At 65.4% G+C, this 21,802-nt stretch carries 21 protein-coding genes and 1 pseudogene; 6 read left to right on the top strand and 16 right to left on the bottom strand.

Annotation, left to right across the window (positions count from 1 at the left end; translation table 11 throughout):
• On the bottom strand, positions 1 to 920 hold a 920-nt coding region (locus V7053_RS11595), incomplete at its 3' end, for an ATP-binding protein (protein ID WP_334172428.1).
• Positions 921 to 1,130: 210 nt separating this feature from the next.
• Here V7053_RS11595 and V7053_RS11590 point away from each other — a divergent pair.
• Positions 1,131 to 1,955 (top strand): ParA family protein, encoded by an 825-nt coding sequence (locus tag V7053_RS11590; protein ID WP_334172427.1) that lies wholly within the window; start codon positions 1,131 to 1,133, stop codon positions 1,953 to 1,955.
• An 87-nt stretch (positions 1,956 to 2,042) separates the two neighbouring features.
• Here the strand turns inward: V7053_RS11590 and V7053_RS11585 are convergent, their stop codons facing one another.
• The 5 genes from V7053_RS11585 to gcvH form a co-directional block, all read right to left on the bottom strand.
• Positions 2,043 to 2,636, bottom strand: a complete 594-nt coding sequence (locus tag V7053_RS11585) for a MerR family transcriptional regulator (protein ID WP_334172426.1) — start codon at positions 2,634 to 2,636, stop codon at positions 2,043 to 2,045.
• Between the two features lie 209 nt (positions 2,637 to 2,845).
• Positions 2,846 to 3,352 (bottom strand): bifunctional nuclease family protein, encoded by a 507-nt coding sequence (locus V7053_RS11580; protein WP_043123122.1) that lies wholly within the window; start codon positions 3,350 to 3,352, stop codon positions 2,846 to 2,848.
• The gene (gene ftsR / locus V7053_RS11575; protein ID WP_334172425.1) at positions 3,349 to 4,077 is read right to left on the bottom strand and encodes a transcriptional regulator FtsR; all 729 of its coding nucleotides are present in this window, start codon (positions 4,075 to 4,077) and stop codon (positions 3,349 to 3,351) included. Before ftsR ends, V7053_RS11580 begins: the two co-directional genes overlap by 4 nt.
• 9 nt (positions 4,078 to 4,086) lie before the next feature.
• Complete coding sequence (locus tag V7053_RS11570) at positions 4,087 to 4,575, bottom strand: FHA domain-containing protein (RefSeq protein WP_334172424.1); 489 nt, start codon at positions 4,573 to 4,575, stop codon at positions 4,087 to 4,089.
• A 31-nt stretch (positions 4,576 to 4,606) separates the two neighbouring features.
• On the bottom strand, positions 4,607 to 4,993 hold the full coding sequence (gene gcvH / locus V7053_RS11565; protein WP_334172423.1) for a glycine cleavage system protein GcvH: 387 nt from the start codon (positions 4,991 to 4,993) through the stop codon (positions 4,607 to 4,609).
• 199 nt (positions 4,994 to 5,192) lie between these two features.
• Between gcvH and V7053_RS11560 the strand changes: the two are divergent.
• Both V7053_RS11560 and V7053_RS11555 read left to right on the top strand, forming a co-directional pair.
• Positions 5,193 to 5,321: pseudogene (locus V7053_RS11560) on the top strand (Fpg/Nei family DNA glycosylase); the annotation flags it as partial.
• A 182-nt stretch (positions 5,322 to 5,503) separates the two neighbouring features.
• Positions 5,504 to 6,139: a zinc finger domain-containing protein gene (locus tag V7053_RS11555; protein ID WP_334172422.1), complete on the top strand. Its 636-nt coding sequence runs from the start codon at positions 5,504 to 5,506 to the stop codon at positions 6,137 to 6,139.
• A gap of 66 nt (positions 6,140 to 6,205) precedes the next feature.
• On the opposite strand, the gene V7053_RS11550 is transcribed toward V7053_RS11555, so the two are convergent.
• From V7053_RS11550 to V7053_RS11525, 6 genes are all read right to left on the bottom strand, one after another.
• Complete coding sequence (locus tag V7053_RS11550; RefSeq protein ID WP_334172421.1) at positions 6,206 to 6,781, bottom strand: dienelactone hydrolase family protein; 576 nt, start codon at positions 6,779 to 6,781, stop codon at positions 6,206 to 6,208.
• A gap of 22 nt (positions 6,782 to 6,803) precedes the next feature.
• On the bottom strand, positions 6,804 to 8,222 hold the full coding sequence (locus V7053_RS11545) for an MFS transporter (protein ID WP_334172420.1): 1,419 nt from the start codon (positions 8,220 to 8,222) through the stop codon (positions 6,804 to 6,806).
• 126 nt (positions 8,223 to 8,348) lie between these two features.
• The gene (locus V7053_RS11540; RefSeq protein WP_334172419.1) at positions 8,349 to 9,401 is read right to left on the bottom strand and encodes an LLM class flavin-dependent oxidoreductase; all 1,053 of its coding nucleotides are present in this window, start codon (positions 9,399 to 9,401) and stop codon (positions 8,349 to 8,351) included.
• Positions 9,402 to 9,599: 198 nt separating this feature from the next.
• Complete coding sequence (locus V7053_RS11535) at positions 9,600 to 10,502, bottom strand: carbohydrate ABC transporter permease (RefSeq protein ID WP_334172418.1); 903 nt, start codon at positions 10,500 to 10,502, stop codon at positions 9,600 to 9,602.
• The gene (locus V7053_RS11530) at positions 10,499 to 11,365 is read right to left on the bottom strand and encodes a carbohydrate ABC transporter permease (RefSeq protein WP_334172417.1); all 867 of its coding nucleotides are present in this window, start codon (positions 11,363 to 11,365) and stop codon (positions 10,499 to 10,501) included. The genes V7053_RS11535 and V7053_RS11530 overlap by 4 nt, the downstream gene beginning before the upstream one ends.
• A gap of 41 nt (positions 11,366 to 11,406) precedes the next feature.
• Entirely contained in the window at positions 11,407 to 12,708 is a 1,302-nt protein-coding gene (locus V7053_RS11525; RefSeq protein ID WP_334172416.1) for an ABC transporter substrate-binding protein, read from the bottom strand.
• 315 nt (positions 12,709 to 13,023) lie between these two features.
• On the opposite strand from V7053_RS11525, the gene V7053_RS11520 reads away from it, so the two are divergent.
• The 3 genes from V7053_RS11520 (at position 13,024) to V7053_RS11510 (ending at position 16,466) form a co-directional block, all read left to right on the top strand.
• Complete coding sequence (locus tag V7053_RS11520) at positions 13,024 to 14,193, top strand: Gfo/Idh/MocA family protein (RefSeq protein ID WP_334172415.1); 1,170 nt, start codon at positions 13,024 to 13,026, stop codon at positions 14,191 to 14,193.
• A 19-nt stretch (positions 14,194 to 14,212) separates the two neighbouring features.
• Positions 14,213 to 15,301: a Gfo/Idh/MocA family protein gene (locus V7053_RS11515; RefSeq protein ID WP_334172414.1), complete on the top strand. Its 1,089-nt coding sequence runs from the start codon at positions 14,213 to 14,215 to the stop codon at positions 15,299 to 15,301.
• A gap of 121 nt (positions 15,302 to 15,422) precedes the next feature.
• Positions 15,423 to 16,466, top strand: coding sequence for a LacI family DNA-binding transcriptional regulator (locus V7053_RS11510; RefSeq protein ID WP_334172413.1), 1,044 nt, complete (start codon positions 15,423 to 15,425; stop codon positions 16,464 to 16,466).
• 52 nt (positions 16,467 to 16,518) lie between these two features.
• On the opposite strand, the gene V7053_RS11505 is transcribed toward V7053_RS11510, so the two are convergent.
• The 4 genes from V7053_RS11505 to V7053_RS11490 form a co-directional block, all read right to left on the bottom strand.
• Positions 16,519 to 18,702, bottom strand: a complete 2,184-nt coding sequence (locus tag V7053_RS11505) for an ATP-dependent DNA ligase (RefSeq protein ID WP_334172412.1) — start codon at positions 18,700 to 18,702, stop codon at positions 16,519 to 16,521.
• A 218-nt stretch (positions 18,703 to 18,920) separates the two neighbouring features.
• Positions 18,921 to 19,145 carry an ATP-binding protein gene (locus V7053_RS11500; protein ID WP_334172411.1) on the bottom strand — a complete coding sequence of 75 codons (225 nt, stop codon included), beginning with the start codon at positions 19,143 to 19,145 and terminating at the stop codon, positions 18,921 to 18,923.
• Between the two features lie 126 nt (positions 19,146 to 19,271).
• Complete coding sequence (locus V7053_RS11495) at positions 19,272 to 20,987, bottom strand: ABC1 kinase family protein (RefSeq protein ID WP_334172410.1); 1,716 nt, start codon at positions 20,985 to 20,987, stop codon at positions 19,272 to 19,274.
• 5 nt (positions 20,988 to 20,992) lie between these two features.
• Positions 20,993 to 21,535, bottom strand: a complete 543-nt coding sequence (locus V7053_RS11490) for a PadR family transcriptional regulator (RefSeq protein WP_334172409.1) — start codon at positions 21,533 to 21,535, stop codon at positions 20,993 to 20,995.
• Positions 21,536 to 21,802: the final 267 nt, after the last annotated feature.

Here is a 21,802-nt window from a genome sequence, read left to right as displayed (position 1 = left end):
ACCTCCTCGGTGACCGTGTGCTCGACCTGGATGCGCGGGTTCATCTCGATGAAGACGTGTTGGCCCGCGCGGTCGCCTACGGTGTCGACGAGGAATTCGACAGTGCCCGCGTTCACGTAGCCGAGGGCCTTCGCGAACTTCACGGCGTCGGTGTAGAGCGCCTGCCGGATCGACTCGTCGAGCTGGGGCGCCGGCGCGATCTCGATGACCTTCTGGTGGCGGCGCTGGAGCGAACAGTCGCGCTCGAAGAGGTGCACGACGTTGCCCTCGGCGTCAGCGAGGACCTGCACCTCGATGTGACGAGGACGCAGGACGGCCTGCTCGAGGAAGACGGTGGGGTCGCCGAACGCGGCGTCGGCCTCGCGCATCGCGGCGTTGAGCGCTTCGGGCAGCCCCTCCCTTGTGTCGACCCGGCGCATGCCGCGGCCGCCGCCGCCGGCGACCGCCTTGACGAAGATCGGGAAGCCGATCGACTCGGCCGCGGCGAGAAGCTCTTCCGGGTCGGCACTCGGGGCGCTCGACTTGAGCACCGGAATGCCGGCCTTTCGCGCAGCTTCAAGGGCGTGCACCTTGTGGCCCGCGAGCTCAAGCACCTCGGCAGGCGGCCCCACAAAGGTGATGCCCGCCTCCGCCGCGGCCCGCGCGAGCCCAGGATTCTCGGACAGGAAGCCGTAGCCAGGGTAGATGGCGTCAGCGCCGGCCTCCTTGGCGACGCGAATGATCTCCTCGACGTCGAGGTAGGCGCGGACCGGGTGGCCCTCCTCGCCGATGAGGTAGGCTTCGTCCGCTTTCTGACGATGGATTGAGTTGCGGTCTTCGTAGGGGAAGACGGCGACAGTCTTGGCACCAAGTTCGTAGCTTGCGCGGAACGCTCGGATGGCGATCTCTCCGCGGTTGGCCACCAGAATTTTCGAGAACACGTCGACTCCTGATCGGGGGCACTGAAGGGTGCGGCTAGGTGGTGCCTAGTCTCTACACCAGCAAACTACCAACTCAATGCCGTGTGGTCGGAATCACTGCGTCCCACCTTGTAATGTGCTGCACCGAAGGCCCGGCGTGTGGCCCGGAGCGGTCGCTCCGCCCCACTAAGATGGTGGGGAGTCGGCCAGCGGATAGGTGTGGATTCTCCAGTGCAAGTAGTCAGCATCAGCAGCCTCAAAGGTGGGGTTGGTAAGACGTCTGTGACCACGGGACTGGCCTCGGCGGCGCTCGCCGCGGGGATCCCTACCCTCGTCGTCGACCTCGATCCCCACGCCGATGCTTCGACAGCACTCGGGGTGGCCTCCGACGGCAAGCTCGAGGTCGGCCGGATGCTGAAGTCCCCCCGCCGCGTGAAGCTCTTCGACAACATCGTGAGCAGCAGCTGGGTCCGTCGCGCAGCGAGCCTTGAAGGCCGCGGCGTCCGCAAGCTCGATGTCGCCTTCGGCGGATCCCTCAGCAGCATGTACGACCGGCCCGACCTCGGCCGCAGGGACCTCCGCCGCCTTTCCCAGATGCTGGACGGTCTCGAGGACTACGGCCTCGTGCTCATCGACTGCCCGCCCTCGCTCAACGGACTCACTCGCATGGCGTGGAGTGCGAGCAACCGTGTCCTGCTCGTCGCCGAGCCCGGCCTCTTCTCCGTCGCAGGCACGGAGCGGACCATGCGTGCCATCCAGCTCTTCCGGCAGGAGTTCGCCCCGAAACTCGCGCCGGCCGGAATCATCGCGAACCGGGTTCGTGCCTCCTCGACCGAGCACGCCTACCGGCTCGAGGAGATGAAGCAGATGTTCGGCCCGCTCCTCCTTGCCCCGCATATCCCCGAACTCGCCAACTGGCAGCAGATCCAGGGCGCCGCGCACGCCGTCCACCATTGGCCGGGTGACGCGGCGCGCACTACCGCGGCACTCTACGACCAGCTCCTCAAGGCGGTCATCAAGCAGAGCCAGGAGTTCCGCCCGCGCGCCTCGCGCTGACACGGCGATCTGTCCGACCATGACGAAGGGCACCCCCGCGGGGGTGCCCTTCGTCGATCGACGTGGGTGCCGTCGTCGTCCTCTGACTCAGCCCGTCTTCCGCGCAGCCCGACGGCGGCCCAGCTCGTCTCCGGGAAACGTCTGGTCCTCGGCGTGCTCGCTGGGCAGTTCGGCGAGGCTGCCCTCAACCTCGCGCCAGACCCGACCGACAGCGATGCCGAAGACACCTTGGCCGCCTTGGACCAAGTCGATGACTTCGTCGGCGGAGGTGCACTCGTAGACCGAGGCACCGTCGCTCATGAGGGTGATCTGCGCAAGGTCCTCGACCCCGCGTTCACGCAGGTGACCGACCGCGATCCGAATCTGCTGCAGGGAAACGCCCGTGTCAAGAAGACGCTTGACCACCTTGAGCACGAGAATGTCGCGGAAGCCGTACAGGCGTTGGGAACCACTGCCAGCGGCTCCTCGCACCGTCGGTTCGACCAGGCCCGTGCGGGCCCAGTAGTCGAGCTGCCGATACGTGATGCCAGCCGCCTTGCAGGCGGTGGGGCCACGGTAGCCCGCTTCTTCGTCGAGCACGGGCAGGTCCTCGCTGAACAACAGGCCCTGCTCGCCGACCGGGACTTCTGCGCCGGGTCCGCTGATCTGACGCAGCTCTCCCGACTCGCCCTTGGGACTCACGTCACCCTCCTTCTCTCGCCCCCCGCGGGGATGCCGCACCGCCCCAGAGAGGGAGGCTACTGAAGAGCAGCACTGTAATTACATTCGGCAGTGCAACTACCAGTGTCACCCGAGCCGGTCGGCGATGCAATGGGAGCTTCCACCGATGACGTTAGAACCGACGGGAGGCGAAAGCAAAGACCACGGCCCTGAGCGGAAGCCGTGTCGGACTACTCGTCGAAATCCTCGGGTTCCACGTCCGCGAGGAACTCCCGGAAGCGGCGCATCTCGCGCTCCTCTTCCTCAGGGCTCGGCGAGGCTTCCTCGGTGCCCTCCTCGCTGCCTTCCGCGAGCTGGACCCCCGCCTCCTCGAGGACGGCGTCCGCGCACCAGATGCGGCAATTGACACGGAGGGCGACCGCGAGCGCGTCCGAAGCGCGGGACTCGATGACGGTCCCATCGTCGAAGCCGAGCTGCGCGTAGAAGACGCTGTCCTGGACGGCGACGATCGTCGCGCTCACGACTTGGCGGCCGAGACCGTGCACGACGTTCACGAGCAGATCGTGCGTGAGCGGCCGCGGCGGGACGACATGCTGCTGAGCGAGCGCGATCGCGCTGGCTTCCGCAGTTCCGATCCAGATCGGGAGGTGCCGTTCACCCTGCTTCTCCTTGAGGAGGACGAGCGGCTGGTTGGACGGCAGCTCGATGCGCACGCCGACGACCTCAACTTCGATCATGACCCCTCCATCCTCGAGATGCGGCCGTGCACGAGGGCACGGTGGAGTGTGAGACACAGGTCGCTGATCTCCCGTGCCGCCTCGGCGGTCCGCGCCCGGGCGGCTTCGTCACGGCGCGACGCGATGGGCGCCACTGCACGTTCCACGAGCCCGAACTCCCGTTCCGCGGCGGCACGAAAGGGGCCGAGGTGGCGGGGTTCGATGCCGTGGGACTCGAGCTGCACACAGGCGCGCGCGACTTGGAGGGCGTGCTCGTCATACCACCCCTCGTGCTCCGAGATGAGTCCGTAGCTCCTGAGCGACTCGACGAGGGAGGCGCTCGCACCGGACTCGGCACGGAGTTGTTCCTCGGACAGCGAGCGCGCCCTGGTCGTGCGAAGTTCGGCTGCGACGTCGTCGCTCACGGCCCGCGGGGACACCGTGAGGCCGCCGGGAAGGCTCTCCGGGCGCTCACCGCGATCAATCGCGTCGAGATAGTCCTTGATGACCTTGAGCGGGAGGTACTGGTCCCGCTGGAGAGCGAGCACGAACCTGAGACGCTCCACGTCCCGATCGCCGTATTGACGGTAGCCGGCGGGCGTCCGTTGGGGCGAGATGAGGCCCTTCTCCTCGAGGAAGCGGATCTTCGACGCCGTCATGCTCGGGAACTCCTCGGCCAGGGCAGCCAAGACTTCTCCGATATTGAGGCTCGAGGCCCCCCTGCGCTCCGAATGAGCGAGTGCCATGCGCGCCCCCTAGGCGGAGTGCCTCACCGTGCTCGTTGCAGGGCTCTGGTAGTACGTGAGCCGGAACTTGCCGATCTGCACTTCAGCCCCAGTCCGCAGAACCACGCGGTCCACGCGGTCGTGGTTCACGTAGGTGCCGTTGAGGCTGCCCGCGTCGACGACCTCGAAAGCGCCGCTGGGCGTGCGGCGGAACTCCGCATGCCGGCGCGAGACCGTGACGTCGTCGAGGAAGATGTCCGCGTTTGGGTGCCGCCCCACCGTGGTGGCGTCGGAGTCGAGAAGGAATCGCGCGCCGGAGTTCGGCCCCGAGTGGGCGATGAGCAGAGCCGAGCCGAACGGGAGCGCCTCAATAGCAGCCTCTTCTTCAGAGGTCAGCTGACGTGCCCGCAGAGGCTCCTTGCCAATCGGCGGCAGATGGATCGACGTCGTCTCAGACGCAGAGATGTCGCGCTCCGTGGCCTCTCCCGCGTCCAGACCACGACGCTCCTCGCTGCCCATCATTCCTCCTCTTCGGTGTATCCCCAGATGTCTACCCTACCTGCTGTTCATACTGCGATGCACTGAGCAGATCATCGACCTCGGCGGCGTCCTTGAGCTTGACGTCGATGAGCCAGCCCTCGCCGTACGGATCGCTGTTCACGAGAGCCGGATCGCCGTCGAGCGCCTCGTTGCGGGCGACAACGGTGCCGCTCACGGGAGCGTAGATGTCGCTCACGCTCTTGGTCGACTCGACCTCCCCGACAACCGCGTTGGCGCTCACCTCGGTGCCGACCTCCGGCATCTGGACGTAGACGACGTCGCCGAGCGCGTCCTGCGCGAAGTCGGTGATTCCGACGCGGACGACGCCCTCGCCGTCGGCAGCGGAAATCCACTCGTGCTCAGCCGTGTAAGAGAGGTCGCCTGGGACATTGCTCATGGTGCGCCTTTCGTCGAAGCGGTGCCCTCGGAATCCCGCCGGGCCGTGTCCGCTGAAAGTATAGGCATAACGAAACCCCTGCTCAGGGCGCGGTTTTCTGGCACGATGGGTGAGTCACGGAGGCGGTACGGCGGCCGACCGCATCGGCCCTTCGACCACCCCGCCCGTGATCTCGTGGTCAGCGACGAAAGGCAGTGCCATGCCGGAGCTCCCCGAAGTCACAGCTCTCGCGGCGTACCTTGACGGCCGCCTCCACGGTGCAAGGGTCGAACGTGCCATCTTCCCGTCGATCCATGCCCTCAAGACCGCCGATCCCCCGTACTCCACTCTCGCCGGCCGGCGCGTGGACTCCGTCGGTCGGCGAGGGAAGTTCATCGTCATGGTGACCGTGCCGGAAGAAGGCGAGGCGAAGGACGACGGCGCGGATCGGCTCCCCCCCCCCCCCCCCCCCCCCCCCCCGGCGGGGCGGATCGGCTCGCCGTCGTCGTCCACCTCGCGCTCGGCGGCTGGGTGCGGATCTCCGACAAGCTGCCCGAACCCACGCCTCCGCGCGGGAAGGGGTACGTGGCCGCGCGCTTCGGATTCGAGCGCGACGGCGAGACGACGGGCATCGACCTCACCGAGGCGGGGACGTGGAAGCGGCTCTCCGTGTTCATCGTGCGGCGACTCGAGGACGTGCCCGCGATCGCCGACCTCGGGCCCGAGCCGCTCGAACCCGGGTTCACGCTCGAGAAGTTCCGCGCGCTCCTCAATCACCGCCAACAGGTCAAAGGCCTCCTCCGGAACCAGAAGATCATCGCGGGGATCGGCAACGCATACAGCGACGAGATCCTGCACGCCGCCAAGCTCTCCCCGTTCGCCCTTGCCTCGACGCTCACGGACGACGAGACGGCGCGCCTGTACGAGTGTCTGCGGAGCATCCTCATGGAAGCCATCGAGGACGATCTGGGCCACGCGCCGGAGGAGCTCAAGGACGAGAAGCGCCGGAGCATGCGCGTCCACCGCCGCACCGGGGAGGCGTGCCCGGTCTGCGGGGACACCATCCGCGAGGTCACATTCTCCGACAGCGCGCTCCAGTACTGCCCAACCTGCCAGACCGATGGCAAGATCCTCGCGGACCGGACGACCTCGAAGTTCCTGAAGTAGGGTCTCGAAGTTCCTGAAGTAGGCCTGACCTTCCTGAAGCGGGCCCAGAACTCCCTTGGCCAGACCTCAGACCGTATCCAAGAGCGTGAGCGCTCGCTCGAGCAGAAGACCTGCTGCTCTTGGGTCGTAGCCCGGCTGACTCGAGTCTGCGAAGAAGTGCTCGTTCCCTTCGTAGAGGAAGAGTTCGGCGTCCGGGGTCGTGGCAACGAGTTCGCGCGCCGCGGCAAGGTCGCCGCCCACGCCGAAGAAGGGGTCCGCCTCCTGGCCGTGGATCTGAACCGGAATGCCCGGCGGCCAGCTCGTGCCGAACTGGGCCACTGGAACGCACGCGGCAATGAGGAACGCACCCCGTGCTCCTGCGCGGGTTTGGGCGAGCTGCTGGGCGGCCACGACGCCGAGCGAGTACCCCGCGTACACGAGGCCGGGAGCGAGATCCTCGACGGCACGGGCGCCCCTCGAGAGGAGCTCGCCGAAGCCGATCTCGGTGGCGTGCGCTACGCCGTCCTCCACGTGTTCGAACGTCTTGCCGTCAAACAGGTCTGGAGTGTGCACGACGTGCCCGGCGCGACGGAGCTCCTCGGCAAAGTCGAGGAGCCCCGTCGTGAGTCCTAGCGCGTGGTGGAAGAGGACTGCTTCTGCCACCCTTACAGCCCCAGTCCTTCGCTCATGCGCGTCCCGCCCCGGTCGCGGTGCGCTCCTCCTGGTCAACGTAGCCGTAGAGTTCCGGCAGGATCAGCCACGCTGACAGGAAGCCGATGAGGGAGAGGACCGAGACGGCGAGCGTCGCCCCGACTTTGCCCCATGCCGCCGTCATGACAGGGAAGATGAAGGCGCCGAAGAACGAGGCACCCTTCACGAAGACGTAGCCGAACCCGGAGGCCGTCGCGCGGAACCGGGCCGGGGCGACCATCGAGGTGATGGTCATGCCGTTCGAGGCGTCCCAGTAGTGGCCCCACATGAGCACGCATGCACCGATGACGATGAGCCACTTGATGTTGGCTCCCAGTGCGAATGCACCGACGAGCAGGCCGAGGAACGCGAGGCCGAACCCCCACATCGCCACGCCCTTATGGCCGATCTTCGAGATCATGATCGGGGCCACAAAACCCGAAATTGTCGCGAGGACGTAGATTGCCGCGGTCACAAGGTTCGTGCCCGTGATGTTCGAGCTGCTGCCGCTGCCGGCCACGCCGACGCCCGCAGTGACGAGGATGACCGGGAGGTAGAACCCGAACGCCGTGAACTCGGCGCCTTGGCAGGCGTTCGAGATCCAGCCGAAGATCGTGGCCCGACGCTTGATCCGATCGGCCCAGATGACCTTCAGGAAGTCGCTCACCTTCGGCTTCTCGATCTCGACGTCCTGGTTGGGGAGCATCTCGAGCGGATCGTCGAACAGCCGCTGGGAGACCTCCTTGGCCTTGACGAACTGGCCTCGGTGGATGAGAGACATCGGCGTCTCAGGCAGATTGAGACGGGCCAGCAGAAGGATCAACGCCGGGACCGCGCCGATGGCGAGTGCCACGCGCCACAGGATGCGATGGTCCATGCCGCTCGCATACATGATCGTGATGACCACGATCGAGAACACCTCGCCGAGGCCGAACATGAACTGCCAGCGGCTGCCCATGACCTCGCGGGCACCCTTCGACATGGACTCCATGATGTAGGCGTAGCCGTTGGAGATGTCGCTGCCGAGCGGGATGCCGATGAGGAACCGGACGATGATCAGGTCCCACACGCCGACCGAGAATCCCTGCACCAGCGCGAGCACGATGAACAGCACCATGGTCAGGATGAAGACCGCCTTGCGGCCCAGTTTGTCGGCGACGAAGCCGCCGATCAGCGCACCGATGAGCGCACCCCCCTGCACGCCCGCTGTGATGAGACCGAGCTCGGCGGCGTTCGGATGGTACTCAGCGCTGATGAAGACGAGGACGAAGGAGATCGCGTACAGATCCCACGCCTCGATGAGGATCGTTGCGATCATCATCCAGCCACCCCTGAAGCTGGACGTCGTCCCTGTCTTGTTCAGGAGGACTTGGGTTGCATCGTCGGACAGCCGACGGATTGTTGCCTGGTCCATCATCGCCCCTCGTGTCATGGGGTCTCGTGAGGAACTCACGGGACTCCCTCATCCGGGATACCCGGCACATGCGCCCTCTACCCGAAATTGGGGTTTCTAATCGGCCTTTTTCCTCATCTGCCTTTTTCAGGGAGTCGCGGGATACCCCTCGACCGCGCCCTCGGTATTGGGCTTCCAGCCGAGCGCGGGCGCGACATGCTGCGCGAACGCTTCCAGGATGTGAAGGTTGTATTCGACCCCCAGCTGGTTGGGGATCGTGAGCATGACGGTGTCCGCCGCCGCCACCGCGCTATCCTTCAGGAGCTCCTCGATCAGGGTGTCCGGTTCCCCCGCGTACGTCTTGCCGAAGGTCGAGCGGAAGCCGTCGATGATGCCGACCTGATCCCCGTCCGGACGGGATCCGAAGTACATGGCGTCCCGCGAGCTGACGATCGGGAAGATGCTGCGGCTCACTGAGACGCGGGGACTCCCGGCGTGGCCCGCAGCGAGGTAGGCGGCACGGTACCGATCGATCTGCTGACGCTGAAGCTCGTGGAACGGGACCCCGGCGTCCTCGGTGAGGAGAGTGGAACTCATGAGGTTGAGGCCGAGCTTCCCCGCCCATTCAGCGGTGTCGCGGGTGCCGCTCCCCCACCAGATCCGCTCACGCAGCCCCGGTGAGCGCGGCTCGACCGGCAGTCGGGTGCCATGCGGGAATTGGTGGGGATCGCCGTCGGCCACGCCCTCCCCGTCGATCGCGCGGAGGAAGAGGGCAAACTTCTCACGCGCCATGTCCGCGCCCCGAGGGTCAGCCGAGCCGGTGTATCCGAAGGCCTCGTAGCCCCGGAGCGCGGGCTCGGGTGAACCGCGGCTGATGCCGAGTGCGATCCTGTTCGCTGCGATGATGTCGAGGGCCGCTGCCTCCTCGGCAAGGTACAGGGGATTCTCGTATCTCATGTCGATGACGCCCGTGCCCACCTCGATCCGCTGCGTCCGAGCGGCCATCGCGGTGAGCAGCGGGATCGGCGACGCTTGCTGGGGCGCGAAGTGGTGCACCCGCACGTAGGCGCCGTTGACCCCCAGCTCGTCCGCGCCGACGGCGAGGTCGATCGCCTGGAGGATCATGTCCTTCGCGGTCTGCGTCTGCGAGCCGCGGAAGGGTGCGTAGTGCCCGAACGAGAGGAATCCGAAAGCCTTCACATCACGCCCTAACTCCGGGGCGCGCGACCGCATTCCCGGAAGGCCGAATCACTCCCCAGCCTCCCTGTCGATCGACTCACGGATACGGTCGGCGCGCCGGCCGTCCTCGACATGAGCAAGATGCTTGGGAAGGCCCGCCATGATCATGGACGACGGTCCGCGTCGCGGGGCCACGCTGCCAACGTGACGACGCGCAGCTCACTTGATGCTCCCCTGGGCGAGACCCGCGATGATATGCCGCTGGAGAAACAGGAAGATCACGATGATCGGGATGATGGTCACGACCGAGACTGCCAGGATCTGATTGAACGGAATCGCCTGCTGACTGGCGAACCGGGCGATGGCCACGGGCAGCGTCTGAACGGACTCGTCTTGGGCGACGATGAGGGGCCAGAGGAAGTCGTTCCAGCGCCAGATGACAGAGAAGATCGCGACGACGGCGAGGGCTGGCCTGCTGAGCGGAAGGATGATCCGCAGGAAGATCTTGAACTCCCCCGCGCCATCGATCCGCGCAGCCTCGATCATCTCGTCAGGCAAGGTCAGCATGTACTGACGCAGAAGGAAGACTCCGGTGGGCGTCGCAGCCGGCGGGATGATCAGCCCCCAGAGCGAGTTGGCCATGCCGAACGAGGAGATGACCTGGTAGACGGGCAGCAGGATCACCTGGAGCGGAATCATGATCGTCGACAGGGTGATGAGGAAGAGCACCGTTCGGCCGCGGAAGTTGTACTTCGACAGGGCGAAGGCCGCCATCGAGTTGATGGCCAGGGTGAGCACGGTCGCGGCCACCGTGACGATGACGCTGTTGGTCAGGAAGTGGACGAAGTCGAACGACTGCAATCCGGTGCTGTAGTTGTCCATTGTGGGGCGGTTGGGCCACGGGGTGGGAGGAGTCTGAGCAAGTTCCTCCTGCGTCTTGAAGGAGGACATGGCCGCCCACACCACCGGAGTCACCACGAGGAGGGCTCCAGCGATGAGCAGCGTGGCTCGGACGACGGCGCTTGTGCTCGGTGTGCGGCCACCCGTCGATGTCCATTGGGGCTGCGTGAGGCCGCCGGAACCGGACCGTCTGGCGGAAGTCGCTGGGGCTTGTGTACTCATATCGACTCACTCCGTCGGCCGATCGCGTAGTTTGCGAAGGTCACGGCGAAGACAACGACGAAGAGAATTATCGCGGCCGCGCTTGCCAGACCGTACTGGATTGGATAGCTGAAGGCATTCTCGTAGATGTACTGGATGATCAGCGTCGTGGCGCCGACGGGGCCGCCACCGGTGAGTGTGTACACGAAGTCGAAGGCCTGGAAGCCCGCGATCGTGGCCAGGATGATGACCACCATGAGCGTGGGGCGCAGGAGCGGAAGCGTGATGAGACGCACCGACTGCCACGCGCTCGCGCCATCCATTCTGGCGGCCTCGTACAGAGAGGTGTCGATCGACTGCAGGCCCGAGATCAGGATCATGGCATAGAAGCCGAGGTGGATCCATGTCCCCACGAGGATGACCGATACGAGGGAAAGGCCGGAGTCTACAAGCCATCCCGGCGAACCCAGCCCGATCGCGGACAGCACCTCGTTGACGAGGCCTGTGGTACGGTCCAGTGCCGCCTTCCAGATGATGCCCACAACGACCGGCGATATGAGAACCGGCAGGAAGTACGCGGCGCTGAGCGCCCCCCGTGCGCGCCGCTGGGCGTTGAGCATCAGGGCGAGCGCCGTGGCCAGCACCGTCGAGAGCACAACGAATCCGACGGTGAAGAGAACGGTGTGCTGGGCAACGCCCCAGAACTGGGAATCACTGAGAATGCTGCTGTAGTTGGCGGTCCCAACGGGCCGGTAGGTCCTTCCATTGCTGCTGTCGTAGAAGCTGAGATTGAAGCCGTTGAACGCCGGCCAGATGGTGAACACCCCGAAGATCACCATGTTGGGCAGCACGAATAGGTAGGGCGCAATCGTCTTGCCCCTCATCCAGGCCGGGAGTCTGCGACCCCGAGGGGGAGCCCACGCGGTCATGACCCTGCAGCCTTGACGGCCTTGTCGATGGCAGCCGAGATGTTGGCCACCGCGGTCTGAACATCCTCCTGGCCGGCAACGACTTTGTCTGTCTCGTTGATCAGCGCGGTTGCGGAAGTGGTGAAGGCGGGGCTGTTCGCGGCGGTCCACGTGTCCGCTGGAGTGGCGTTCACCTGAGACAGGAACGTGCTCATGTCGCTTTGGCGGCTGGCGTATTCGACCCCGGAGGCCGTCAGATCCTTGCGCGTAGGCAGCCAGTACGCAGTCTTGTCGACCTCGCGCTGGTTCTCCGTCCGGTTCATCCACTGGACGAAGGCCGCGGCAAGGGCAGGGTTCTTGCTGTCCTTGAACGCGATCATGAATTTGCCGCCAGGGAAGCCTCCGCAACGCTCTTGACAAGGGTTCGGCACGGCGGCCCAGTTGAACGTGGCACTCTTGGCGAACGCACCGACCTGCCATGGCCCTGACAGGTACACGGGGACCTGCCCTGCGAGGAAGATCTCGTTGGCGCCGGTGTACTTGCTGCCCGAGCCGAGCCAGAAGTCCTTCGGGGAGGCGTTGCTCTTCACGAGGTCCGTGAAGAAGGTGAGGGCCCGTGCTGCCTTCTCCTTGTCGAGGGCATTCTTGCCGTCGGGTCCGATCATCACGGTACCGAACTGGCTCAGGAGTGTGCTCAAGCGGTTGCCCGACTTGTCGATGGCCACGGCGTAGGGCATGTTGTTGGCGGCGGCGACCTTCTTCGCGTCCGCAGCAAGCTCATCCCACGTCCACTTCGTTGGCACGGGGACCCCAGCCTTCTTGAACGCGTCGACATTGATGATCGGGCCGTTGATCGTGATATCGCTCGGGACCGCGAGCATACGGCCCTCCGCGTCCATGGCGGTCGCGGCAGCGCCCTGAGTGAACTCGGACGGATAGCTGCTGCCGAAGTACTGCTTGAAGTCGACCTCCTTGTCGGCGTACGGGTGCCAGTCGGCCACCCGAGCGACCTCAGGTGCGTTCCCCGCGGAGAGGCGGGCCTGAAGCGAGGTCGCCAAATTGGCGAACGGCACGATCTGGAGGTTGACCTTCGCCCCGGTGGCTGTTTCGAACCTGGCGATCGCGTCCTTCGTGGCCTGCTCGTCCGGTCCGTCCGTGAAGTACACGTAGGTGAGCGTCTGCCCCTTGAAGCTGTTGAAGTCGACGCTGGCCGGGGCGCTCGGTTCAGGATCCGACTGCGGCGAGCCGGGCGCGCAGGCCGTCAGGCTCGCCGCAAGAACCGCTGCGCACACAGCGGCGAGCTTGGTGCGGAGTTTCATGGGTTCCACCTCTCTGGGGATTGCCGGCCGCCCTCCTCAGCGGGTCTGGCTGGCATGACGTCCGTCACAAGCCAGCAGTTTAGTGAACGATCACTTTATGGTCAACTCTCCTCAAATGCCTGATTTTCCGAGGGACTTGACTAAGAGTGATCGATCACTGGAACATCAAGGTGAACGATCACACGAAGCGGTCGGCCGGTGCGGACTTGAAGTTCGAAAGCAAGGGGTAGATTCAGCCTCCCCCACCTTCCGCGCCGAACGGATTCGTTGTCACCGTTGCGATGGATACCTCGACCGAACACCAAGGAACAGCAGATGCTAAGAGTAGGAATCATCGGCGCTGGCGGGATCTCCGACGCCCACATCAGGGCGTATCAGGCTTTCCCCCAAGAGTGCGAGATCGTCGCTGTGGCCGACATCGTGCCCGAGAAGGCCGCCTCCAAGCTCGAATCATCCAAGGTCGGCAGGGCCACGGCGTACGAAGACCCCTACCAGATGCTGGCCAAGGAGCAGCTGGATCTGGTGAGCATCACCACGCCGCCTTCGAGCCATGCGTCGCTCACCACGGCATTCCTGCGCGGAGGGGTGAACGTGATAGTCGAGAAGCCCATGGCTCCATCGCTCGAAGAATGCGACGCCATGATTGCTGCCCAGCGCGCATCGGGCAAGCTCCTCTCTGCGGTAGCGCAGAACCGGTTCCGCGACGACGTGGCCATCCTCAAGGAGGCCGTCGATTCGGGCCTGATCGGCTCCATCTCACACCTGCGCATTGACTCTGCATGGTGGCGCGGCATGGCGTACTACGACCTGTGGTGGCGCGGCACCTGGGAGTCGGAAGGCGGCGGCTGCACCCTCAACCACGCCATCCACCACATCGACCTCACCCTGTGGCTCATGGGGCTTCCGTCGCAGGTGACTGCCATGCTTGCCAACGCCCAGCACGAAAATGCCGAGGTCGAAGACCTCTCGGTCGCCATCCTCCGTTACGGTCGGGGTCTCGCCCAGCTCACAAGCTCCGTCGTGCACCACGGCGAGGAGCAGGAGATAGTCGTCCAGGGCGAGTTCGCAAGGATCTCGCAGCCTTGGCGAGTGGCAGCAGAACTCTCTCGGCCGAACGGCTTCCCGGCTGCTGGTGGGAACTCCGAGCTGGTCCATGAACTGAACGCCCTTGCCGCAGCACACGTTTCACTCCCCCATCAGGGACACACGGGCCAGATCGGCGACGTCATTGCAGCGATCCGCGAGCGCCGCGAACCGGCTATCGGTGGCGCGGACGGGCGCAACGCCGTCGAACTCGTGACGGCGATCTACAAAGCCGGGATCGAGCGTGAAGTCGTCGATCTGCCGCTTACCCCCGACGATCCGTACTATCGCTCCGGATGGCTCGTCCAGCGAGCCCCGCACTTCTACGAAAAGCGGACATCCGTCGCCGAGCAGCCCGGCGAGATCATCGTGGGCGCCTCCACCCGAACTTCTGACGACTGAACCTTTGAAAGGACATCGGATGCCAGCATCAGAAGGCGCCAACTACACCCCCGCCCCCATGCCGAGGCCGGTGGTCGGCCCCGACGAATTCGTCTTCGCCGCCGCCCACCTCGACCACGGCCACATCTACGCAATGAGCGAGGGACTGATCGGGGCCGGCGCCACCCTCAAGTGGGTCTACGACCCCGACCCAGCCAAGGTCGAAGCCTTCCGAACGCGCTTCCCCCAGGCACGCGTGGCGAGCAGCGAGCTCGAGATCCTCGATGACCCCGACGTCCGCCTGGTCGCCGGTGCCGCCGTGGCATCAGAGCGGGCCGACTTCGGCTTGCGAGTCATCTCCGCCGGCAAGGACTACTTCACAGACAAACCGCCGCTGACGACGCTCGAGCAGTTGGAGGACGTGAGGCAGGCAACTGCCCGAACGGGGCTCAAATACGCCGTGTACTACTCGGAGCGCATCCATGTGGAAGCCGCTGTGCTCGCGGGGCAGCTTATCGAGCAAGGCGCGATCGGCAAGGTCCTCCAAGTCACCTGCCTCGGTCCTCACCGCATCGGAGACCCCGGCACACGCCCCGATTGGTTCTTCGAGCGGGACAAGTTCGGCGGAATCCTGTGCGATCTCGGCAGCCACAACTTCGAGCAGATGCTGTACTTTGCGGGTGCCCGCGACGCGGACGTGGCCAGCGCATCGGTGGCCAACCACGCACACCCGGAGCACCCCGCCTTCGAGGACTTCGGCGACGCCCACATCGTGATGGACAACGGTGCAACCGGTTTCGCGCGGGTCGACTGGTTCACGCCTTCCGGGCTGAGCACATGGGGCGACGGACGCACGATCATCCTGGGCGCCGAGGGCTACATCGAACTTCGCAAATACGTGAACATCGCGACGGGTCCAGGAGGCGGCCACGTGTTCCTCGTCAACGACGACGGCGAACAGCACATCGACGCGACGGGCCAGGTCGGCTACCCGTTCTTCGGAGATCTCATTCGGGACTGCATCAACCGCACCGAAACCGCCATGACCCAGGAGCACGCGCTCAAGGCGGCCGAACTCAGCGTCAGGGCCCAACTTGCTGCGCGCGACGTCACTCCCACGATTCGATGACCGACCGATAGCGGTTGCGCAGGAGGAAGGCAGGAGGACGATACTGTTTCAGGGTCCAGTTCGCGAGCACCAGTCAGCCAGCGAGCGATTCGCCGAAAGAGGCCACGGAGGACCAAACAAGTTGAGCCACGCCAGCAGTCCCGTTCCAGCACGGACGCCAAAGCCGTCGACGATCTACGAAGTCGCGCGGCTTGCTGGGGTCTCCCACCAGACCGTCTCTCGATACCTCAAGGGCAACGGTGGCCTCAAGCCACAGACAGTCGTCAAGGTCGAGGACGCCATGGCGCGGCTCGACTACACGCCCAACCTTGCGGCGCGCGCGCTGCGCAGCAAGCAGTCCTACCGGATCGTCGTCGTCGCCCCTGAGGACGTTCATTTTCCGGCCTCGCGCGTGCTGCGGAGCGCAGTCAGCACGGCTGATGAAGCGGGGTACGTGACCGAGATCGTCCAGATAGGCGTGAACCCTTCGGAACGCCTTCTCACTCTTGTGTCGGCCGAGCAGCTGGCCGGTGTCTTCTCGCTCATACCGCTGGGGTCGTTGGAAGAACAGATCACTTCCAGGCACCCTGACGTTCCGCTCGTCGTGGCTGCGAACTACGACGAGAAGATGCATGCGCGCGGATCCCTCGCCGACGCGACCCCAGCCGCAGAGATGATCGAGCATCTGGCCTCCCTCGGCCACCGCTCCTTCTACCACGTCGCAGGTCCACAGCTCTGGACGTCGGCTGCGAACAGGCGCAAGACCTACGAGATGACGATCACTCGGCTCGCTCTCCATTCGGCGGGTTCCGCGGTTGGCGACTGGTCCATGCGCTCCGGCTACGAGGCCGGGCTAGAAATCCCTCTGGAGGACGGTCCCGTCACCGCCGTGTTCGCCGCCAACGACCACATGGCCATAGGGGTCATGCGCGCTCTGCACGAACGCGGCAAGAGGGTGCCAGAGGACGTCAGCGTATTCGGATGGGACAACCTGGAGGAAGGCGAGTACTTCATCCCCTCGCTCTCCACGGTGAGCATGGACCTTGAAGCAGTGGGCCGGAACAGCATGAGGGACTTGATATCGCGCATCCGAAATGAGCCCGTCGGCGCGGCCGGACTCGAGTTCACCCCCATGCGGCTCATCTTCAGGGAATCCACAGCTAAAGCCCCTGGCCACCCGAGCTGAAGAAGGCCTCGCCGCGCTGCCCTCCTTCGGCGTTGACGTCGCGACGGGCGGGCTACGCCGGCTGGTCCCGGGTCAGGACCGAGGAGAGGTCGTAGCTGACGGGTTCCTCGAGCTGGTCATAGGTGCACGACTCCGGTGAGCGGTCCTGCCGCCATCGAACCCATTGCGCGGTGTGGCGGAACCGCTCGCCCTCCATGTGGTCGTACTTGACCTCGACGACGCGCTCCGGCCGCAGCGGGGTGAACGAGAGGTCCTTGTTCGCATTCCAGCGGGAGCGCGCCGCCGCCGTAGGGGTGCGCGGCGCCGACTGGTCGCGGTTGTCCGGCAGCACCTCGGCGGGCTGCGCCCACGCCCAAGGGTGCCCGTCGAACGCGGTCACGAGCGGCTGCAGCTCCTCGAACAGCTCCTTGCGGCGGGCCAAAGGAAACGCCCCGATGACTCCCACGGAGTTGAGCTGGCCCTGGGCGTCGTACAGGCCCAAGAGCAGCGATCCGATGGCGTCGGGCTCGTCCTTGTAGAGCCGGTACCCGGCGAGGACGCAGTCGGCCGTCCGCTCGTGCTTGAGTTTGGACATCACGCGCTTGTCCTCGGCGTAGAGCTCTCCGAGGGGCTTGGCGATGACGCCGTCCAGGCCGGCGCCCTCGAACGTGCTGAACCACTCCAGCGCGAGGGCGGGGTCCTTTGTCGCCTGAGTGAGGTAGATCGGGGGCTTGGCGTCCTTGAGTGCCTCCTCAAGGGCCGCGCGCCGCTCGCGGAACGGGCGCTCCACGTAGTTGGTCTGGCCCAAGGCGAGCAGGTCGAAGGCCACGAAGCTCGCGGGAGTTGCGGCACTCAGCTTTGCGATGCGGGAGGCAGCCGGGTGGATGCGCTGCTGGAGGGCATCGAAGTTGAGCCGGTCGCCAGTGTCCGGGTCCACGAGGACGATTTCGCCGTCGATGACCGAGTGGTCGGGGACGTTTGCCACGATGGCCTCGACCAGCTCCGGAAAGTAGCGCGTCATCGGCAGGGCATTGCGCGATCCGATCTCCACCCGATCGCCGGATCGCCACACGATCGAGCGGAAGCCATCCCACTTCGGCTCGTACAGGTACTCGCCGATCGGGAGCTTCTTGACCGGCTTGGCCAGCATCGGCCCGTACGGTGGAGCGATCGCTGTGCCCCACTCGGCGTCGCGCTCCGCTTTGGGTGCCGAATAATCGTCGTCGGCTCGGTCCGCCTTGCGCTTGCTGGGCGGAACACGCGGCGGCTCGCCGGGCATCTTGGGGTAGTCCGGCGGGAAGTTGAGCTCGCCGAGCCCGCGCTCGAGGTCCGCGTCCCACAAGGCGAGTGCACCCGAAATGTCGCCCGGCGCAGCGTCGATGTCCGCCCACGGGCAGCCGCGTGCGGCCAGTAGCGCGGCAACCGTGCGGACGGTGAAGTCGCGTGGGTCGGCGTCGGGGAGCTCGTCCCATGTCAGCGGGGTTGATACTGGCGCATGCGGCAAGGGCCGGGGCGAATAGGCGGCAGCGATCGTCCGGTCGCGATTCGCCTGGTTGAAGTCGACGAAGACCCGCTCGCCGCGCTCCTCCTTCCACCACGAGGTGGTCACGAGGTCCGGCATGCGGCGCTCCAGCTCGCGTGCAATCCCGATGACGGCATGCCGCACATGAAGGAACTCGTGCGTGGGCCGAATCCGCGCGTAGACGTGGACGCCCCGGTTGCCCGAGGTCTTCGCGTAGGCCGTTAGCCCAGCCTCGGCCATGACCTCGCGCAGTGCGAGCGCGGCAGTGACCGCGTCCCGGAAGTCGCGCCCGGGCTGCGGATCGAGGTCGATCCGCAGCTCGTCCGGGTTGTCCAGATTGGCCGTGCGCACTGGCCACGGGTGGAAGGTGATCGTCCCCATCTGCGCCGCCCACGCGAGCGCGGCAGCCTCGTCGAACACGAGCTGGTCGTGGCGCCTGTGGGACGGGTAGGTGCACGTCACTGTCCTGAGATACGAAGGCGCGCCCCGCGGCGGCCGCTTCGAGAAGAACTCCTCGCCGTCGATCCCTTCGGGGAAGCGCTGCAGAGTCATGGGCCGGTCGCCGTTGAGCCGCAGAAAGGGCGGTGCCACCGAGATCAGGTAGCGGGCCAGATCAAGCTTGGTAAGGGGCTCACGCCCCTCGACGCCGGGCCACAGCACCTTGTCCGGGCTGCTCAGCTTGACCTCCCGGGGGCCCTCCGGGCCGTCCACATGCAGGATCTCAGAATCCGCCATGCGCCCAACGCTAGCCGCCACAACGCGGTTGGGGCAGGACGCGCCCCGCCAACTCGCAGAGATCCCTCGGTTTCCTTCCGCGCTGAGGCTCGGGGACGGCGTCGACGAAGTCCCCGCTCGCAGGACTTTGGCCATCTCCGGACCGAGCCACTCGGCCGATTGCCAGACAGCTCGGCTGTGCGTATGGGACGACGCGGTTGTTTCTACGAAAATAGAGCCTAGTTCTGCCATTTTTCGATGGCGGGATTGGTTAGCCTCATCGCTACGAAATTGTTGCACTGCGAAAAGACCGTCTCTGAGATCTCAGAAGGCCTCTGGCTGACTACCATAAGCGAGATGCCGTACTTACGTCCCTCTTTCGCTACGCGCTCGATGGCCCTTTTCACCGTGCCATATTTTGCACCTTCACTTTGGGGGATATAGTCATGGGCTTCTTCATACACGAGTAGATAGGGTAGCTCTTGCTCGCCCCTCGTCGTGTCCCACCCGCGTGCCCTGATATGGCAGGACCACAACCCCTACCAAGCGGTCCTGCACGATCAGGGTTTCGGCGAGGTTGGCGAGCGTACTCACCGGCGGCGTCGGCCCACCCAGAGGCCATGGAACAACGGAACCACCGACACGAGCATCAGCACACTTCCGAGCACCGTGTCGTCCGTTCGGACCATAGAACCCGCGATGAGGAGGGCGCCAAATATCAGCACCGATGCCAATCGCTGCGCCACGCGGTTAAGCCGTGCCACCTGCTGTTCGAGTCGCGGGTTGGCGACCGAAAGTGAACCCTCCTCGATTCGATTGAGAACCCCATCCAGGCGTTTCGGCAGGCGCAAGGCGACACCCGCGGCGTCGAGCGCCTGCTGGGCCACGTCCTGCACGATATTGCCACGCTCGTCGCCCAGCAGCTTGGCCGCATAGGGCTCTACCGAGTCCCACATGTTGAACCGGGCATCCAGCGAGCTGCACACACCCGACGTCAGTGACATCGCGCGGATGATAAGCAGGAACTTCTCCGGCAACTGGAACGGCAACGAGCGAACCACGTCACCGAACTCCACTGCAAAATCACGGAACTCCCGCGGGTCCACTTCGCGAAGCTCGGCAAAGCCCATCCCGCCAAAACGGGCAAAAAGGTGCTCCATCGCCCGCTCAAGCTTGACCGAGTCGGCCGACGGCACCAGCGCACCCAGGTCTCTGATCGCGGTCACCAAACCCTTACCGTCGCGCGACGCAGCCGCTATCAGCAGCTTCCGCAGGCCGCTGCGCGTCTTGGGAGGAACCTCGCCCATCATGCCGAAGTCGATGAACGTCAGCTTCCACCGACGCTCCGCGGATGAACCGGTCACCGGAGTGACGAAGATATTGCCGGGGTGCGGATCGGCATGGAAAAAGCCGTTCGAGAACAGCTGGTCGAACATGACCGACGCGAAAACCGGGGCAACCTCTGCCGGGTCGATGCCCGCCGCAAGTAGCGCCTCCGAGTCCGTGATCTTGATCGCGGTGACATCTTCGAGGGTGAGCGCCCGGCGCGTAGTCCGCTCCCATACGACGCCGGGCACCGCTACCCTGTCGTCGTCGGCGAAATCTGCGGCAAAGTGCTCCGCATTCGCCGCCTCATTCATATAGTCGATCTCCTCCAGACTGGTCTGCGCAAACTCTTTGACCAGGGCGGGCACGTCGGCGCGATCGGACACGAGGCGGACGCGGCTGAGCCAGCCGCCCACTTTGCGCAGCGCAGCCAGATCGACGGCGACAATCGCGTCGATGCCGGGTCGCTGCACCTTCAACACCACCCCGCTGGCGAGCCCGGTGTCAGCGCTGTCGTCAGGAAGAAGTTGTGCCCTGTGCGCCTGCCCGAGGGATGCGGCAGCAATTGGCGTCTCCTCGACCGATGCGAACACCGCTTCCAGCGGCGCACCCAGCTCCGCCTCCGCCAGTGCCCGGATTTCGGGGAACGGGACGGCCGGAACCTCGTCCTGAAGCCCCTCCAGTTCGGCGGTGATCTCGGGTGGGAGCACATCGAGCCTGGATGACATGAACTGGCCAACCTTGATCATCAGGCCCCCAAGTTCCACCGCGAGTTGATGGAAGCGCTGCGCGAAGCGCCGCATCCTCTTTGTCCTGGTGCGTTCGGAAATCCTGCCTAGCCCGACGCGGGGAAGGACCAGCTCAAACCACCATGTCACCGCGAGACGCCAGGCGGCGAAGCGGAGGATGCGACGGTAACGGGCACGGGTGCCCACCGCGCCGGGCACCCGGTCTGCCCGGTCGCGTCGAACCGGCGTCACCCCTGTCAGTCCTGGGCGAGGATCAAGTACAGCCGACGACGTGCCTCGTCGAGCACCGTCACGGCCTCCTGCACCTGCTTCTGCGAGCCGGTACGGCCCACCTGGGCCACCACCTGTGCGAGCTCGACGCCAGCCTTGGGCAGCGTCGCGAACCCGATACCTGATACCGGGCCCGCTGACTCCCACGGCGGTGACGCATCTGCACCGGGTGCCTCCTCCCGACCTGCCTCGGTCAGCGAGTAGATCTTGCGGCCGTTGGTTTCCTCGGCCGTGATGAGCCCCTCATCGGCCAGCAACTGCAGCGTCGGATAGACCGAGCCGGCGCTGGGCTTCCAGCCGCCACCGCTGCGCTCCTCGATTTCATGGATGATCTGATAGCCATGCATTGGCCGCTCCGCGAGCAGGGCAAGCACCGCCGCCCGCACCTCGCCCCGACCCACGCGGCTGCCCGAACGCTTCTCAAACCTTGAACGGAAATCCTCAACGGCCTGCCATACGCCGTCGATATTGCCAGTTCCGAACCAGCCTGCCGGGAACGAATTGCGCATCACGCACTCCTCCGTCAATCGCGAACGATGTACAACGATAGTCAACGATACGCCCAGATGCGCACAAAAACCATGGCCACCGCACTCAGGGCGACATTGAGCGATATAGTCACTCCGCCTCGGCCACCATTCCTCGACATCCACGACCGTTCCTTCCGCGAAGCGTTGGAAGATGTCGAGGAAGCGAATGCCATATCCTGCGCGTGACGCCCGTTCCTCGAGCCCGCCGTTGGGGCGCGTTTGTACGTGACATCCGCGCCCAGCTCC

It is taken from the genome of Sinomonas sp. (assembly GCF_036848755.1).
In the GTDB taxonomy this organism is placed as follows: Bacteria; Actinomycetota; Actinomycetes; order Actinomycetales; family Micrococcaceae; genus Sinomonas.
This window is presented reverse-complemented; position numbering and strand designations above follow the sequence as displayed.